This window comes from Amycolatopsis sp. NBC_00345, from assembly GCF_036116635.1.
Classification (GTDB): Bacteria; Actinomycetota; Actinomycetes; order Mycobacteriales; family Pseudonocardiaceae; genus Amycolatopsis.
This window is the reverse complement of sequence record NZ_CP107995.1, coordinates 734,495-750,172: the sequence shown is the minus strand read 5'-3', so window position 1 is coordinate 750,172 and position 15,678 is coordinate 734,495. Positions and strand designations below refer to the sequence as shown.

The following is a 15,678-nucleotide window of genomic DNA, read 5'->3' as shown; positions in this document are numbered from 1 at the left end:
GCGGCAGGATCTCCGACGTGGCTGACGTGCTGATCGCGGGCGGCGGGCCCGCCGGGTGGGCGCTGGCGCGCGCGTGCGCCCGGCGCGGCCTGGCGACGACCGTCGTCGACCCGGCGCCGCACCGTCCGTGGCGCAACACCTACGGCGTCTGGTCGGACGAGCTGCCCGGGCTGCCCGGCGGGGTGATCGCGGCGGCGCCGGCGGCCACCGTCGCGTTCGGCACGCGGGAGCACCGGCTCGGCCGCGATTACCTCGTGCTCGACAACGAGGGCCTGCGCACTTGGCTGACCGGGGAGCGCGTCCGCGTCGTCACCGGGCAGGCGGCCGCCGTCGAACCCGGCCGCCACGGGGCGACGGTGGTGCTGACCGACGACCGCAGGCTCGCCGCCGCCGTGGTCGTCGACGCCTCCGGCGCGAGCCGCGTCCTCTCCGGCGGCGCACTTCGCGGCCCGCGCACGGAGCAGACGGCGTACGGGCTTGTCCTGCCCGCCGCCGACGCCGAGCGGCTGGGGCCGGACGCGGCGGTGTTCATGGACTGGCGCGGCGGCGGCCAGAGTTTCCGCTATCAGCTGCCGCTGGGCGACGGCTCGGTGCTGGTCGAAGAAACCTCGCTCGCGCACCGGCCGGGGGTGCCGGTCGACGAGCTCGCCCGGCGGCTGCGTGCCCGGCTGGCCGCCGCGGGCCTGCGTGGCCGGTCCGCGTTCGCGGAAGAGCGGGTCCGGATCGTGCTCGACGTGCCGCTGCCCGGCCGGGGCGCGGTCGTCCCGTTCGGAGTCGCGGCGGGCCTGGTCCACCCGGCCACCGGGTACAGCCTGGCGACGTCGCTACGGCTGGCCCCTCGCGTCGCCGCCGCGATCGCCGGTGCCTTCGAAGCCGGGCCTCCGGCCGCGGTGCGCGCGGCGAAAAGGACGCTGTGGACGCCCGAAGCCCGAGCCGTGCACTCCTTGCGGCGCCACGGCTTGCACGCGTTACGCGCGATGCCGCCCGGTGAGCCGGCCAAGTTCTTCGACCTGTTCTTCACGCTCCCGCCCGCGGCCCAGCGCGCGTTCACCTCGGGCCGCGAGGACCTGCCCGGCACGGCCGCGGCGATGGCGAAGCTGTTCCGCGCCGCGCCGCCGGGACTCCGGGCCCGGCTGGCGGGGCTGCGACCGGTGCGGAAGGAGCACGGATGACCACGCGGTGCGACAGCCGGTTACTCCGTTCCAGGTAACCCAGGTTCCCGGGCGGTGAACATCTGTCGACAACGGTTTCCCTGGCCCGCGGGCCGCTGCGACGATCGAAGGGTGACGACGCCCGGTGCGGTCCGCTTCGCCTTCCAGCCGATGTACAGCCTCCACACCGGCGGCGTCCTGGCGTACGAAGCGCTGGCCCGTCCGGGCAAGGGCACCGCGCACGAGCTGCTCGCCGAAGCGCGGCGCGCCGGCCGGCTCGCCGAGGTGGACCTGGGCCTCGCGGCCACCGCCGTGCGCCAGGAAGCCGAGCGGCCCAGCGCGCTGCCGCTGCACCTGAACCTCTCCGCCCGCACGCTGGCCGCCGGCCCGGGCGCGTTCGACGAGCTGATCGCCGAGCTCGGCGCGGCCGGGCGCCGGACCCGCGACGTGGTCCTCGAGGTCGGGCCGCCGTTCTCGCACCTGCCGGCCGACCAGCTGGTCGAGGCCATGCGGGCGCTGACCGAGCTGGGCTTCCGGCTGGCCCTCGACGGCCTCGGCCGCGGCGACCTGCCGCTCGCGCTGCTCGTGCGCGCGCCGGTGGACCTGGTGAAGCTCGACCGGAGTGTGCTGCGCGGCCTGCCGGACGAGCCGGCGTCGGTCGCCGTCGTCGAATCGCTGCTGCACTACACCACCCGCACCGGCATCCGGCTCGTCGCCACCGGCATCGAGACCGGGCCGCAGCTGGACGCCGCGCAGAGCCTGGGCGTGCGGATCGCGCAGGGCAACCTGCTGGCCCCGCCCGCCGCGCACCGCTCAGCGCCGGCCGCGGGCGCCGTCCTGCCGGACGACCGCCGCACCCCGGCGCCGCCGCAGGCACCCCGTGTGGGCGACTTCCTCCGCCCGGCCACCACGCTGCCCGAAGAGGCGACCTGCGACGACGTCCGCGCGGTCCTCGCGGCGGCCGACGCACCGAGCGGGGTGGTCGGCGTCGACGACGACAACCGTCCACAGTGGTCGGTGGACCGGACGCGGTTCCTCGTGGCGGTAACGGGTCCGTACGGGCACGCACTGCACGCGCGGCGGCCGGCCGAGCGGCTGGCCGACCAGCCGCACACCATCGAAGCCGGCGCGAGCGCGCTGGAATTCCTGGAGCTGGTCACCGACGCGGACTGGGGCCGCACCGGCGACGACGTCGTGGTGGTCGACGGCTCCGGCCGCTGCCTCGGCGTGGTGCTGGTGACCGAGGTGGTGCGCGGGGTCGCCGAGGCGAAGGTCGAGGAGGCCGTGACGCTCAGCCCGCTCACCCGGCTGCCCGGCAGCGAGACGGTGGCCCGCGACGTCGAGCGCCGCATCGCCGTCGGCGAGCCGTTCGTGGCCGCGTGGCTGGACGTCGACTCGTTCAAGGCCGTCAACGACAACGCCGGTTTCGCCGCGGGCGACGACCTGATCCGCGAGCTCGGCTCGACGCTGTCCGGCCTGGCGGGGCAGCTGCGGCGGATGCGGGTGAGCCACGTCGGGGGCGACGACTTCCTGATCGTCTGCGACGTCGACGAGATCGGCACCGTCGCCGCGGCCCTGCTGGACACGAGCTGGTCGGCCGAGGGCCTGCCGGTCACGGTGTCGCTGGCGACGCTGGTGTGCGGCAGCGGTTCCCTCGGCTCGTACCGCGAAGCCTCGCGCCTGCTCGCGCCGCTGAAGAAGCGGGCGAAGGCCGTGTCCGGCTCCAGCTGGGTGCTGAGCCGCCCGGGCTCGGACCGGGTGGAGGTGCTGCGCGGGGTCGGCCGCGACGTGGCCGTCAGCCGCTCGGCGTGACGAATCCCGTTTCGTAGGCCCGGATCACGGCCTGGGTGCGGTCGCGGGCGCCGAGCTTCGCGAGCACGTTGCCCACATGCGTCTTCACCGTCTGCACGCCGACGTACAGCCGACCCGCGATCTCCACATTGGACAGTCCGGCGGCCATCAGCCGCAGCACCTCGCGCTCCCGCTCGGTGAGGCCGGCGCGGTTCAGCCCGTCGCGTCCGCCACCGCGCGCGTGTTTCTCGGCCAGCCGCCGGATCGCGGCGGGGAACAGCAGCGACTCGCCCGCCGCGACGGTGCGGATGCCCGCGACGATCTCCTCCGGCCGCGCGCGCTTGAGCAGGAACCCGCTGGCGCCGGCCAGGAGCGCGTCGTAGACGTAGTCGTCGTTCTCGAAGGTGGTCACCACGATCACCTTGGGCGGCTCGGCCAGCGCGGTCATCAGGTCGGTGGTGGCGCGGATCCCGTCGACGACGGGCATCCGGACGTCCATCAGCACCACGTCCGGGTTCAGCTTCGCCACCAGCCCGGTCACCCCGGCGCCGTCGGCGGCCTCACCGAGCACGGTGAGGTCCGGCTCGGCGTCGACGATCGCGCGCAGCCCCATCCTGATCAGCGGCTCGTCGTCGACCAGCAGCACGCCCACGCTCATCGGCTCCCCCACCGCACCGTCACCACTACCTCCCAGCGGACGCCGACCGGCCCCGCGCAGAACGTGCCGCCCAGCAGCTCCGCCCGTTCGGCCATGCCGCGCAACCCGCGTCCCCCGCCGGCCCGCTGGACCCGCGCGGCGCCCAGCGGATTGGTGACCGTGGCCCGCAGCCCGCCCGCCATGATGGCGACGGTCATCGCCACCGGCACCCTACCGGCGTGCCGCACGGCGTTGGTCAGGCATTCCTGCAGGATCCGGTACACCTCCCGCGAAACGACGGCGGGCACGTCGGCCGGCGCGCCGTGCAGCTCGGCCGTGACGTCGGCGCCGGCCAGCCGGGCAGCGCCGACCAGCACGGGCAGGTCGTCCAGCCCGGACTGCGGCGCCCGCGTGGTGTCCCCGTCACGAAGCAGCCCGAGGACATGGTCAAGGTCGTCAAGCGCGGTGCGCGCCGATTCCTCGATCGCGGTGAGCGCCTGCTCGGTGAACCCCGGGTCACTGTGCAGCGTCCGCCGCGCGGCCCCGGCCTGCACGGTGACGACGGACAGCGCGTGCCCCACCGAGTCGTGCAGCTCGCGGGCCAGCCGCGTGCGCTCGGACAGCCGCTCGGTCTGCCGCTCCAACTCGACGATCCGCTCGGCGGCGGACATGCCGAGCAGCCGTTTCGCCACCTCCCGCAACACCCCGCCGACGCCCCACACCAGGTAGAGGAGGACGACGAACCCGATCACGAAGGTGATGGGCAGCCACACGGACTCCCACCCCGGCGGCACGTCGACGGTCGCGTCGTCGCTCTCCACCAACTGCCCGGTGACCATCGCGATGACGGCGAGCCCGAACCCCACCGGCACCGCCAGCGAGACCATGCTGAGCACCGCCCCGCACCCGACGTGCAGCAGAAACATCAGGCTGTGCCGCGCCCGCGTCCGAAACCCCACGACCCGCCCGTCCGCGCCGCGCGCCGGATCCCCCAGCAGCTCCCGGACCGCCACCGCCTCCAGCACCCGCACCACCGGCAAGAACGACGTCGCCACGACCACCACCAGGGTGACCGCTCCCCCGACCACCAGCGCCCCCACCGTCGAGGACTCGAACAGCACCGAGGACACCACCGTCACCGCCGCCACCGCGAACACCAGGTACGGCACGCTGAGCGCCCCACCAACGATGAGATAGGCCCACCGCCGATAGGTCACCCGGGAAAGGACAGGCCGCAGAAACCGCACACAGCGATCTTTCCAGCACCGCAGGCCTCCCACCTCCCTCTCAAGCGTGAACCACCACTCACCCAGCCCCACCCCACCGCACCCGAACAACGAACGCGAGTCACCACCCAGCCCCACCCCCGCACCCCGATCCGAAGCCAAAACGTGGCCAGCGCCGTAGTCACAATCAAACTTCGGGGTGCCGTTACCTCACCCGGTTTACTGCCCCAACTCAGTAAACCGAAGTAACCCGACTCCCAGCCCCCACAACAGCAAACCCGTTGGCCCACAACGACTCCACCTTGGAAACCTCCGCCGCACTAGGCTTGGCGTTCTTACAAGAAGTCCCAGGCCCATGCCCCGACATCAGCTCCGAGCAAGGCCCGCTGTAATCATCCGGCAGCCCCAGGTTATGCCCCAGCTCATGCGCCGCAATACGCGTCGGGTCGAATCCCTCGGCCACCTGGCTGGTGTCGAGGTAGATGTCGCCGTTGCCGTGTCCGTCGGTGTTCGTGTACGACCCGCCGCTGTTGGTCTCGTGGAACACCACGGTCCCGGTGCCGTCCCCCTTGACCAGCTTCACGTCGTTCACGGCGGCGTTCCAGTTCGCCGCGCCCTGGTCGATCTGCGCCAGGTAGTCGGGCGCGCCGCTGGAGTCGTAGTACACCGTGGTCGCCGCAGCGGCCGACGCGCCGGGCGCCGTGACCAAGCCGATGCCCAGCGGCGCCGCGACGGCGAGAGCCAGCGCCGCGATCCGCCCGAACCCGCGTACCTTCATCGTGTCTCCTTCGCCGGGGAAATCCCATTCGGCTGCCGGAAATCGGCAACCGCGGTTCGATCGAACACGTTAGGAGTTCACCGAATGCGCGGCCACGTCCGAAAGTAGGAGACCGCGCACGGTACGTGGCAGTCGAGGGATTCCCCTGATGGTGCGCGCCGCCGGGGTCCCCGGTGTCCGGATCGGGTTCGTCCGGGCGTTGTGTGTCGTGATGTTCGGGTGCTCAGTGCCCAGGCGGGGCGGCGGCGGTTCGCCGTCTTCCGGCGGAGCGGGCGGCCGCCACGATCGCGCCGGCGAACCCGATCAGGAACAGCAGCGCTCCCCCGGCGACGGTGAGCCTGGCGGTGACAGGCCCGGTGTCCTCAGTGGCCGCGCCGGACAGCCCGGCGTCGGTGAACGCCGTGGTGGGTTTCAAGGCCTTGGCCCAGAACAGGCTGCCCTCGGCCACGATCACGCCATCCACTTTGGACAGAAGGACCGCGCCGCCGCCGGGCTGGTCCGCGTAGACCCGGGAGTCGTTGGAATTGTCCCGGGTGTCCCCCGCGACGAAAATCGCCCCGGCCGGGACCTTCGCCTTGAACGGCAGGGCCCCGCGCTCCGGTGTCACGGCCGGGTCGAGGTAGGGCTCGGTGACCGGCTTGCCGTTCACTTCGATCCGGTGCCGCGCGTCGCAGCACTCCACCGTGTCGCCGCCGACCGCGATGACCCGCTTGACGAACCGGGAGCCCGGATCCTCCGTGAACTGTTCGGCCTCGAAGACGACCAGGTCGCCCCGGCGGACTTCCTCGCCGTCGCGCAGCCGGTAGATCACTGAGGTCCCTGGGGGCACCGTCGAGTCCATCGAGCCGCCGGGCAGGGTGACCACCCGGTAGCTGAACACCTTCACCAGCCCGAACCCGGTGAGCACCGCGCCGGCGACGAGGACCACCAGAAAAATGGCCAGCAGCGGCGAAAACCGCCGTTGAACAGGAGTTGCGGGCGGCGGAGCGGGGAAGTCCGGTTCGATCACGCTCGTCTATCGTGCCCGTTCCGCGAACGTTACCCGGTTCGCGGCGCATACATGATGACCGCGACGCCCGCGAGGCAGAGCAGCGCGCCGATCACGTCGAAACGGTCGGGCCGGTAGCCGTCGGCCACCATGCCCCAGGCGAGCGAGCCGGCCACGAAAATCCCGCCGTACGCCGCGAGGATGCGGCCGAAATGGGCGTCCGGTTGAAGGGTGGCAACAAATCCGTACAGCCCGAGCGCCACGATGCCGCCGCCGATCCAGGCCCAGCCGCGGTGCTCGCGCGCCCCCTGCCAGATCAGCCAGGCGCCGCCGATCTCCAGCACCGCGGCGGCGAGGAAGAGCAGGAGGGAGCGCAGGACGGTCATTTACTTCCCGTGGTCGAAATAGTTGTCATAACTGCCGGGGCTGTCCGGGTACGCCACGATCGGCGTCCACGTAGGACTGAGCGCGAAGGTGACCGCCCCGGCGAGCGCGACGAGGCAGGTCAGCACCCCGGTCAACGCGCCGGCCCGCGCCAGGTCGCCGTCATGCCGACGCGCGCCACCGGTGATCCCGAAGACGATCGCCAGCGCCCCCGCGAGCAGCGCCACGAACCACAACGCGCCGAGCACGAACAGCAGGGCCTGCCCGAGGAACGCGTTTCCGGGCTGGGCCAGCACCCGCGGCCGCACCAGCAGCCAGGCCGCCCACGTCGACACCGCCAGCACAAGACTGACCACCGCCACCGACACCGCCGCCACGGCCAGCCCGCGCCGGGGTCTGTCGGCCGGGTCTTCGCTGTTCCCTGGTTCCGTCATGGATTCAGTTATAGCGTGCCGGACCGGGCGTTCGCGGCATTCCGCCGACGCCGGGCGAACGCAGCCCTTCCAGCAGCAGGCCCAGCACCGTACGGATGGCGGCCGGCCGAGGATGGGCCCGGGTGGGGCGCAGCGACGAGATGGCCATGAGCGCGACGCGGACGTCGGCGACCGAGACGCCCGGCCGCAGGACGCTCTGCCGTTGCGCCCGCGCGACGAGCCGCTCCAGCGCCGCCGCCTGGGCCTGCCGGTCGGCACGGAAAACGGTCGCGTGTGGACCGGACAGGGCCTCGTTGAGCCCGGGGGCGCGGATCTGGTGCTCGGCGAACCAGCGGATGGCGCCGCTCAGCGCGAGCCACGCGTCCGGCTCCGACTCCGCGATCCGCATGCCCGCCCGGCACGCCGCCACGTGTTCGGCGAGAGCCTCGCTGATCAGGTCGGTGCGCGTCGGAAAGTGCCGGTACAGCGTCGCGACGCCCAGCCCGGCGCGCTGGGCGACCTCGCGCATGGACAGGTCCACGCCCTCCGCCGCGAAGGCTGCACGAGCCGTCGCCACGAGGTGCTCACGGTTGCCGACCGCGTCGGCCCGGACTTTCCGAGTCATTGCCCCGCGCTCCCCTCTCATTTCCCCGGATGACGGAACGTCTGCCCCGGAACCAGGTTTACCCCATCAAACGCCCGGACGGCCCGGGCCGGAGAGGTGATCATGTTCGCTGTGCAGTTCGAGCGATTCGGCCCGCCCGGGGTACTGGCCGTGGGCACCGCGCCCGCGCCGCGTCCCGGCCCCCGCCAGGTCCGCATCGTGGCCAGGACGGCCGCGGTCTCACCCGTCGACCTGGGACTGCGCGCGGGTGAGACCGCCATGAGCCGGAACCTCGCCCTGCCGCACATTCCCGGCGTCGACGCCGCCGGCGTGATCGACGAGGTCGGTGCCGAGGTGACGGGCTACGCCGTCGGCGACGAGGTCTTCGGTGCGGTCGACGTGGCCAGCCTGGGCGGTGCGAGCGCGCAGTTCGTGGTCCTGGATTTCTGGGCGCCCAAACCGAACGGCCTGAGCTGGGCCGAGGCCGGCGCGGCCGGCACCGGCATCGAGACCGCGACCCGCGCCCTGGACCTGCTCGACGTCGACGACCGCACGACCCTGGTGGTCGACGGTGCGGCCGGCGGCGTCGGCAGCATCGTGGTCCAGCTCGCCGTGGCTCGCGGCGCCCGCGTGATCGGCACCGCCCGCCCCGAAAGCCACCAGTTCCTCAAGGGCCTGGGCGCGGAACCGGTCGGCTACGGTCCCGGCCTGCCCGCCCGCGTCCGCGCGCTGACCACAGCCGACGCCGATCGGGCGCTCGACGTCGCGGGAGCCGGTTCGCTGGGCGAACTGATCGACCTGACCGGCGCCGCGGACCGGGTGGTCACCCTGGCCGACTTCGGCGCGGCCGCTCACGGCGTCCGCCTGTCCATGGGCCGCCTTGGCGGTCAGGCCGACGGCGTGCACGGACTCGCCATCGCCGCCGCGCTCGCCGATCAGGGCCGGTTCCGCGTTCCGGTCCGGGAAATCCACGGGGCGCACCAGGCGGCCCAAGCCCACGAAACGGCCGCGAAGCCACCCCGCCGGGGAAAGGTCGTCCTCGATCTGCGCGATCTCAGTCAGAACCGGCCTGGATGAACGCGAGCCGGTCAGTTGCCCGGGTGCAGCCGGAAGCCGCGGACAACTCGCCCGTCCGCCCGCAGATAGATTTGCATGACCGAGCTGGCGTGGTGCGGCAGTGCGTCACGCACCGCGAAGACGATCGCCATCGCCGTCTCGAAAATGGTGGCCTTGTCTTTCACCTTCGCGTAATCGCCGCTGAGATCCAGGTACAGAGAGTCTTGATGCTGCTTCTGGGCAAGGTTGAGACCTGCCTCGACCTTGGCGGCGAAGTCGTTCACAAGGTCGTAGCCGCCCGCCTGGATGCCCGCCGGCGTCAAGGACAGGCTGCCGAACTGCGCGGCCACCGACGAGACGACCTGGCTCGGCGTAGGGGGGGCGGCGCTCGGTTTGGGCGGCGGCTTCACCGGAGAGAAGTCGAACGGGACCGCCGGCGCTTTGACGATCGTCTCGCCGGGCGCGGACGGAACCGCCGGCGCGACCGACGGCGGCACGACGGGCGCGTACGGGCTGCCGGCACCGTCCTGCTTGCGGTCCATCGATTTGCCCGCCTGCTGCTTGATCAGGCCCTCGACGAGGCTGTGAATGCTGGCCTTGTCCGCGCCGATCACACCCACCTGGTCCAGCACGGTGTCGACCAGTTTGATCACCCCCGCGGTCAACGCCGACTTGGCGCCGTCCACGATTTTCTTCTGCACGCCCGGGGACAGCTTCAGCCCGCGGACGATCGGAGCGACGGTCGAGTCGACGATCAGGGCACCGGCCCCTTCTTCCACGGTCTTCGGCCGCTTGTCGGAGCCCTCCTTGGCCGGGGCAGCACGTAGCTTGCTCAGTCGCTCGGCGGGAATGACGCCGCGCACCTGCTGGGCGACCTCGTGCGCGAAGGCGGCTGGCGTGCCGGGAAGCGCCCCGGACAACCGCGCCTGGACGGCTGTCATCCCCCTCACATCGCCGACGAACAGCTGCAAGACCGCGAACTTCACCTGCTCGGTGTAATGCAACGTCTGGCCGCCCTGTTCCCGCTGCACCCGTTGCAGGTATTCCGTGAGGGCCGCCTCCACCTCCGCGGGTGTCGCGCCCGCATTCTCCCTGGTGACGTCGGCCTGCCGCAGGATCGCCGCCACCGCACCGCCGGTACCGGCGGTGGACCGCGTCGCCCCCGCGGCCACCGCATCGGCCGCCTGTTCGGCCGAGTCGGTGGGGGTACTGATGCCCGGCACGAGACGGCTGGCGTGCCGCTGTTGCACGACATGGGCCGCCTCGTGCGCCAGCAGGTGCTCATCGGCGGCGCCGGCCTTGTCGCCCAGCACAATGGCCTCGCCCGAGGTGTACGCGATCGCGCCCAGGTCCCGGGCGGCGCGGGCCGCCTCGGGGCCGCTGTGCACTCGAACTCCGCCGAGGTCCTCACCCAGCCGGGCTTCCAGCCGGCGCCGGACCTCGGGCGGAAGCGGAGTCCCGGGCGACCGCACCGATCCGGCGGCGGTCTGGTCAGCAACAGCGTCCGGGCGCTCCGGCGATGCGGCGCGTGTTGTCGAGGACCGGGCGGGAACGCGGCTGAAGTCCATGGGGACGGCTGAAGGCATTGTCGCCGCTGGAAGTTCGGCCTCGCGCGGCGCGACCAGCGGCGTCTGCTCAGGGGCTTGCCGAGTCGGACGGGGGCCGAAGTCGACCATGTCGCACCTCACCTTCCCATGCCGCGGCTGCGGCCTCAGTGGTGCTCGCGGGTGGCCACCCCACAGGATCGGCCGGCCCCGTCACCGTGCCGTCACCGCTCGGGCGGGCTTGACTCCGGCTTCGTGCCCTTGCCCCGCACCCGGTGCTGTCAGCTGCGGCCGAGAACCAGGACCATCTCACTCGTGGCCTTTCCGACGTCGTCTTCCATCGTCCAGCGGAACCTTGCGGAACGCGTCGAGCGGCTCGGCGACGCGTTCCTGGTCTTTGACTACGTCAGCCCGGCAGCAGACCCAGCAGGCTACGGGTGAACCTGGCGTAGCGCTGCGGCGTGAATTCCTCAGGACGGGTGAGCACGAGCCGGACGGCGTGCTCACCGACCGCGAGCAGTGATTGCGCGGCGATTTCGAGGTCCAGCTCGGCGAGGCCCGGCCGGCGGTCGCGGCCCCAGTCCAGGAGTGCGCGTAGTCGTTGCAGGGCGAATTCCCGTCCGGCCGCGGTGTGGTCGCGGACTTCGGCCGGAGTGTCGTCGGTCGCCAGCATCAGCAGCCGCCAGGAATCGGGATGCGCGGTGGCCGATTCCAGCAGGTTGGTCATCGCGGTCGCCAGGATGGTGTCGACGTCGCCGTCCTCGGTGAACGCGGGCATCGCTTCGGCCAGCGTGGCGACCATCCGTTGCTGTTCGCGTTCGAGCAAGGCGGCCAGGAGCGGGCCGCGTCCCGGGTAGGCGCTGTAGACGCGGGGTTTGGCCAGTTGCACTTCGCGGGCGATGGCCTCCATCGTCGCGGCCGCGTACCCGTCGCGCAGGATCAGCCGCAACGCCGCGTCGAGCACCTGCGCGCGGCGGACGTCGATCGGCATCCTCGGCTGGCGCCGTCGTGCTTCGCTCGCGGGCGGGGTCGTTTCGGGGAGCCCGGTCATCAGTAGTACCGATTCGAAGTGGGTGCTCCCGGTCGTGGCAGGGTGAGCTGAAGTGGCCCGTTGGCCAGCCACGCGCCGGCGGGCAGGACGAGGGGCGCGAGCCGCGCGGCGAGAGCGCGCCGCACCCGCATGCTCCGGTCCTGCGCGCGCATGATCCGCAGTCCTCTCGACGACACGGCACAGTTGCGCAGGCCCCACCGGCGACGGTCGGTGGCGCAGCGTTCGATCACCGTGCGCGCCTGGGCCGGGTCGGGCCTGTCCAGCGCTTCGGCGATCGCCCACGCGGCGTCGGTGGCGTCGAACACGCCCGAGTTGAGGCCACGCCCGCCCCACGGGGCGAACAGGTGTGCCGCTTCACCCGCGAGCAGTACCCGGCGCCGCGGATCGGTGTAGGAGTCGGCGACGACCTGATGAAAACGGTAGGTCGACACCCATTGGACGTGGTCGGCGAACCAGGGGTCGACGATCTTGGGCAGCCACTCCCGCAGGCCTTCGGGGCCGGCCAGGTACTCGGCGTCGTCGTCCGGCGCGCATTGCAGGTCGATCCGCATCCCGCCGGCGAAGGGCATGTGCATGACATTGCGCCCGTCGAGTTCAGGGCAGCGGTACTGGAAGTAGCCGGGCGCGCCCGGGGTCGAGCCGTCGGGGTGCTCGTCGACGTCGACGATGATGAACGGGGTCGGGTCGGTGCAGCCGGCCATCGTCACGCCGATTGCCTTGCGTACCACCGACTTCGCACCGTCGGCGGCGATGACGTAGGGCGCGGCGAGCTGTTCGCCGGAGGCCAGTTCGATCGTGACGCCGGTGGCGTGGGTGGTGACGCCGGCGACGGGCGCCGCCCAGCGGAATTCGACGCCGTGCCTGACGGCCTGGTCGTAGAGGATCTCCTCGACCTTGCGCTGCGGCAGGGCCCGGCCCCACCTCATCGGCGGCGCCGGCTTGAACCGAGTCGCGAAGACTCGCTTCGCGCCGTAATAGGCGTCGTATCCCCGCACCTGGATGCCCGAGGTCGCGATCGACTCGCCCAGTCCCGGCAGGACACTCTCCCATCGCTTCAGTGTGGGGAAGAAGAAGCCGATCGCCCGGCTGCCCGGCCGGTCCCGGCCTTGTGACTCAGCCTCCAGGACCAGCACACGCACGCCTTTCCGGGCCAGCGCGAGTGCCGCGGTCAGGCCGACCGGACCAGCGCCGACGACAACACAGGATTCGCTCACGGTTGATACGGTACCGTAAGTACGGACCCGTACGACAACAGGCGATAGTCGGCATGGCCGGCGGCGTGACCTTGCCCGTCCTCCGTCCAGCTCTGCTCGTCGCCTCACCAATCTTTTGGGTAGATCCCGACGTCTTTAAGGCAGGCTCACGGCGGCGATGCAGTGGACTCGGGCACTGTGGTTTTCGTATCCAGCAGGAGCGGGAAATGTCCATGGTTCGTCGGATTGCCTCAGTAAGCGTGCTTGCCGCGACGGTGGCAGGCGCCGTCCTGTCACTGGCCGGAGCGGCCAGCGCGGAGACTGGCCGGCCGAATCTTCACCCGGCTGCAGCGAGCAGCGTTCCTGACGGCTCGCAGGATCCCGACACCGCCTATCCCGGGACCGAAAACTGAGCGGCGCACGTCGATCACCTGTCGTCACACTCCATAGCCAACTTTGACGCCAGCGGCGCCGTATATGCCGTTATACAATCCCGTACCCAAAAGGGCCACCCCGCACCGAAATGCGAGGTGGCCCTGGGAAAAGCGCGGTGTCAGACGGTGAAGCCGAGGGCGCGCAACTGCTCGCGGCCGTCGTCGGTGATCTTCTCCGGGCCCCACGGCGGCATCCAGACCCAGTTGATCCGGAAGTCGCTGACGAGGCCGCCGGAGGTCAGCGCCGCCGAGGTCTGGTCTTCGATCACGTCGGTCAGCGGGCAGGCCGCGGACGTCAGCGTCATGTCGAGCGTGACCGACTTGTCGGCCTCCACGTGGATGTCGTAGACCAGGCCGAGGTCGACGACGTTGATGCCCAGCTCGGGGTCGACCACGTCGCGCATGGCCTCCTCGATGTCCTCGATCTTCGCCACGTCGGCCGGGACCGAGCCGGTCTGCTCCGGCAGGTCGGCGGCCGTGCGGCCCTCGCGGTGCTCCGGGGTCTCCGCCGAAGCGGGGGCCTCCGGAACAGCGGTCTCCGCAACGGGAGCCTCCGCTTCGTCGGCGACGGCTGCGGTCCGGGTGTCTTCGCTCATGCCTTCTCAGCTCCTGTGGTGGTGCGGGCGACAGCGTCCTTGAACGCCATCCAGCCGAGCAGTGCGCACTTGACGCGGGCCGGGTACTTGGCGACGCCCGCGAAGGCGATCCCGTCCTCCAGCACGTCCTCGTCCGGCTCGACCTTGCCCCTGCCCTGCATCAGTTCCACGAAGGCGTCCATGGTGGTGAACGCCTCCTCCACGGTGTGCCCCACGACGAGGTCCGTCATGACGGACGTCGAAGCCTGGCTGATCGAACAGCCCTGGCCCTCGTAGGAGATGTCGGCGACCTTTCCGCCGTCGACCTTCACCCGCAGCGTGACCTCGTCCCCGCAGGTCGGGTTGACCTGGAACGACTCCGCGTCGAACGGGTCGCGCAGGCCTCGCCCGTGCGGGTTCTTGTAGTGGTCCAGGATGATCTCCTGGTACATGCTCTCCAGGTTCACAGTGCTGTCCTGTTCACTGGGCGACTCCGAAGAACTTCTGCGCCTCGCGGATCCCGTCGACGAGGGCGTCCACTTCGGACAGAGTGTTGTACAGGTAGAACGTCGCCCGCACGGTGGCGGGCACCCCGCACGCCCGGTGCAGCGGCCACGCGCAGTGGTGGCCGACGCGCACGGCGATGCCCAGGCTGTCGAGCACCTGGCCGGCGTCGTGCGGGTGCACGCCGTCGATCACGAACGACACCGTGCCGCCGCGGTCCGCGAGGTCGGTGGGCCCGATGATCCGGACGCCGTCGATGGCGCCGATCCCGGCCAGCGCCCGCTCGGTGAGCAGGTGCTCGTGCGCCGCGACGCGGTCCATGCCGATCGCCGACAGGTAGTCCACGGCCGCGCCGAGCCCGATGGCCTGCGAGGTCATCGGCACGCCCGCCTCGAACTTCTGCGGCGGCGGCGCGAACGTCGTCTTCTCCATCCGGACCAGCTCGATCATCGAGCCGCCGGTGAGGAACGGCGGCATCGCTTCGAGCAGCTCCGTGCGGCCGTAGAGCACGCCGATGCCGGACGGCGCCAGCATCTTGTGCCCGGACCACACGGCGAAGTCGACGCCCAGCGCGCCGAGGTCGACCGCGCCCTGGCCGTACAGCCCGTGCGGGATCGACTGGCAGGCGTCGAGCAGGGTCAGCGCGCCGACCTGCTTCGCCTTGGCCACCAGCCGTTCGACCGGGTTGATCGTGCCCAGCACGTTGGACTGGTGCGCGAACGCCACCAGCTTCGTGCGCGGCGTGATCAGCTCGTCGATGTCCGAGAGGTCGAGGCGGCCCTCGGGGGTCACCTTGAACCACTTCAGCGTCGCCCCGGTGCGCTGGCACAACTGCTGCCAGGGCACGAGGTTCGCGTGGTGCTCCATCTCGGTGATGACGATCTCGTCACCCGGGCCGACCACGAACCGGCCGGCCGCGCTCTCCGGGTCGGTGGCCGCGTTGCTCATCGCGTACGCCACCAGGTTGATGCCCTCGGTGGCGTTCTTGGTGAACACCAGCTCCTCCGGGGAGGCCCCGGTGAACTCCGCGATCCGGGCCCTGGCGGACTCGTACGCGTCGGTCGCCTCCTCGGCGAGCTGGTGGGCACCGCGGTGCACGGCGGCGTTCGAGGTCTCGAGGAACCGCCGCTCGGCGTCGAGGACCTGCGTCGGCCGTTGCGAGGTCGCGCCGGAGTCCAGGTACACCAAGGGTTTCCCGTCGCGCACGGTGCGGGACAGGATGGGGAAGTCGGCGCGCAGCGCCGCCACGTCAAGGGGAACAGAGTTGGTCGGGCTGTTCGAAGCCGTGGTGGTCATCGAGCCAACTCCTCTCTCGGTGTAGTCGGGAACTTCGGTCCGGCGGACGCCGA

Annotated in this window: 16 protein-coding genes; 3 read left to right on the top strand and 13 right to left on the bottom strand. The window is 71.5% G+C overall.

The window, feature by feature from the left end; genetic code table 11:
- Nucleotides 1–17 precede the first annotated feature (17 nt).
- Together OG943_RS03530 and OG943_RS03525 are read left to right on the top strand one after the other, a co-directional pair.
- Nucleotides 18–1,172, top strand: a complete 1,155-nt coding sequence (locus OG943_RS03530) for a lycopene cyclase family protein (RefSeq protein WP_328608209.1) — start codon at nt 18–20, stop codon at nt 1,170–1,172.
- Between the two features lie 111 nt (nt 1,173–1,283).
- Complete coding sequence (locus OG943_RS03525; protein ID WP_328608208.1) at nt 1,284–2,963, top strand: GGDEF domain-containing protein; 1,680 nt, start codon at nt 1,284–1,286, stop codon at nt 2,961–2,963.
- On the opposite strand, the gene OG943_RS03520 is transcribed toward OG943_RS03525, so the two are convergent.
- The 7 genes from OG943_RS03520 to OG943_RS03490 all read right to left on the bottom strand — a co-directional run bounded on the left by OG943_RS03520 (nt 2,947) and on the right by OG943_RS03490 (nt 7,993).
- The gene (locus OG943_RS03520; protein WP_328608207.1) at nt 2,947–3,600 is read right to left on the bottom strand and encodes a response regulator transcription factor; all 654 of its coding nucleotides are present in this window, start codon (nt 3,598–3,600) and stop codon (nt 2,947–2,949) included. The genes OG943_RS03525 and OG943_RS03520 overlap by 17 nt on opposite strands.
- Entirely contained in the window at nt 3,597–4,826 is a 1,230-nt protein-coding gene (locus OG943_RS03515) for a sensor histidine kinase (RefSeq protein ID WP_328608206.1), read from the bottom strand. The genes OG943_RS03520 and OG943_RS03515 overlap by 4 nt, the downstream gene beginning before the upstream one ends.
- 211 nt (nt 4,827–5,037) lie before the next feature.
- Entirely contained in the window at nt 5,038–5,583 is a 546-nt protein-coding gene (locus tag OG943_RS03510) for a snapalysin family zinc-dependent metalloprotease (RefSeq protein WP_328608205.1), read from the bottom strand.
- A 223-nt stretch (nt 5,584–5,806) separates the two neighbouring features.
- Entirely contained in the window at nt 5,807–6,592 is a 786-nt protein-coding gene (lepB, locus tag OG943_RS03505) for a signal peptidase I (RefSeq protein WP_328608204.1), read from the bottom strand.
- 29 nt (nt 6,593–6,621) lie between these two features.
- On the bottom strand, nt 6,622–6,957 hold the full coding sequence (locus OG943_RS03500) for a YnfA family protein (RefSeq protein WP_328608203.1): 336 nt from the start codon (nt 6,955–6,957) through the stop codon (nt 6,622–6,624).
- Nucleotides 6,958–7,389: a hypothetical protein gene (locus tag OG943_RS03495; protein ID WP_328608202.1), complete on the bottom strand. Its 432-nt coding sequence runs from the start codon at nt 7,387–7,389 to the stop codon at nt 6,958–6,960.
- Nucleotides 7,390–7,393: 4 nt separating this feature from the next.
- A complete protein-coding gene (locus OG943_RS03490; RefSeq protein WP_328608201.1) occupies nt 7,394–7,993 on the bottom strand; it encodes a TetR/AcrR family transcriptional regulator in 600 nt (199 codons plus the stop codon).
- A gap of 102 nt (nt 7,994–8,095) precedes the next feature.
- Here OG943_RS03490 and OG943_RS03485 point away from each other — a divergent pair, with 102 nt between their 5' ends.
- Nucleotides 8,096–9,049 carry an NADP-dependent oxidoreductase gene (locus tag OG943_RS03485; RefSeq protein WP_328608200.1) on the top strand — a complete coding sequence of 318 codons (954 nt, stop codon included), beginning with the start codon at nt 8,096–8,098 and terminating at the stop codon, nt 9,047–9,049.
- An 11-nt stretch (nt 9,050–9,060) separates the two neighbouring features.
- Here OG943_RS03485 and OG943_RS03480 read toward each other — a convergent pair whose 3' ends face one another.
- From OG943_RS03480 to OG943_RS03455, 6 genes are all read right to left on the bottom strand, one after another.
- On the bottom strand, nt 9,061–10,704 hold the full coding sequence (locus OG943_RS03480) for an eCIS core domain-containing protein (protein ID WP_328608199.1): 1,644 nt from the start codon (nt 10,702–10,704) through the stop codon (nt 9,061–9,063).
- A 274-nt stretch (nt 10,705–10,978) separates the two neighbouring features.
- The gene (locus OG943_RS03475; protein ID WP_328608198.1) at nt 10,979–11,623 is read right to left on the bottom strand and encodes a TetR/AcrR family transcriptional regulator; all 645 of its coding nucleotides are present in this window, start codon (nt 11,621–11,623) and stop codon (nt 10,979–10,981) included.
- Nucleotides 11,623–12,837: an FAD-dependent oxidoreductase gene (locus OG943_RS03470; protein WP_328608197.1), complete on the bottom strand. Its 1,215-nt coding sequence runs from the start codon at nt 12,835–12,837 to the stop codon at nt 11,623–11,625. Before OG943_RS03470 ends, OG943_RS03475 begins: the two co-directional genes overlap by 1 nt.
- A gap of 532 nt (nt 12,838–13,369) precedes the next feature.
- Entirely contained in the window at nt 13,370–13,846 is a 477-nt protein-coding gene (locus OG943_RS03465) for a metal-sulfur cluster assembly factor (RefSeq protein WP_328608196.1), read from the bottom strand.
- Nucleotides 13,843–14,292, bottom strand: a complete 450-nt coding sequence (gene sufU / locus OG943_RS03460) for a Fe-S cluster assembly sulfur transfer protein SufU (RefSeq protein ID WP_328608195.1) — start codon at nt 14,290–14,292, stop codon at nt 13,843–13,845. Before sufU ends, OG943_RS03465 begins: the two co-directional genes overlap by 4 nt.
- 13 nt (nt 14,293–14,305) lie before the next feature.
- On the bottom strand, nt 14,306–15,625 hold the full coding sequence (locus tag OG943_RS03455) for a cysteine desulfurase (protein ID WP_328608194.1): 1,320 nt from the start codon (nt 15,623–15,625) through the stop codon (nt 14,306–14,308).
- Between the last annotated feature and the right edge of the window lie 53 nt (nt 15,626–15,678).

What these genes read in the sequence shown, in the direction of transcription:
- OG943_RS03500 (WP_328608203.1), bottom strand. Translation starts at nt 6,957, where the DNA reads ATGACCGTCCTGCGCTCCCTCCTGCTCTTCCTCGCCGCCGCGGTGCTG.
- OG943_RS03495 (WP_328608202.1), bottom strand. Translation starts at nt 7,389, where the DNA reads ATGACGGAACCAGGGAACAGCGAAGACCCGGCCGACAGACCCCGGCGC.
- OG943_RS03455 (WP_328608194.1), bottom strand. Translation starts at nt 15,625, where the DNA reads ATGACCACCACGGCTTCGAACAGCCCGACCAACTCTGTTCCCCTTGAC.
- OG943_RS03510 (WP_328608205.1), bottom strand. Translation starts at nt 5,583, where the DNA reads ATGAAGGTACGCGGGTTCGGGCGGATCGCGGCGCTGGCTCTCGCCGTC.
- OG943_RS03485 (WP_328608200.1), top strand. Translation starts at nt 8,096, where the DNA reads ATGTTCGCTGTGCAGTTCGAGCGATTCGGCCCGCCCGGGGTACTGGCC.
- OG943_RS03480 (WP_328608199.1), bottom strand. Translation starts at nt 10,704, where the DNA reads ATGGTCGACTTCGGCCCCCGTCCGACTCGGCAAGCCCCTGAGCAGACG.
- OG943_RS03490 (WP_328608201.1), bottom strand. Translation starts at nt 7,993, where the DNA reads ATGACTCGGAAAGTCCGGGCCGACGCGGTCGGCAACCGTGAGCACCTC.
- OG943_RS03475 (WP_328608198.1), bottom strand. Translation starts at nt 11,623, where the DNA reads ATGACCGGGCTCCCCGAAACGACCCCGCCCGCGAGCGAAGCACGACGG.
- OG943_RS03465 (WP_328608196.1), bottom strand. Translation starts at nt 13,846, where the DNA reads ATGAGCGAAGACACCCGGACCGCAGCCGTCGCCGACGAAGCGGAGGCT.
- OG943_RS03520 (WP_328608207.1), bottom strand. Translation starts at nt 3,600, where the DNA reads ATGAGCGTGGGCGTGCTGCTGGTCGACGACGAGCCGCTGATCAGGATG.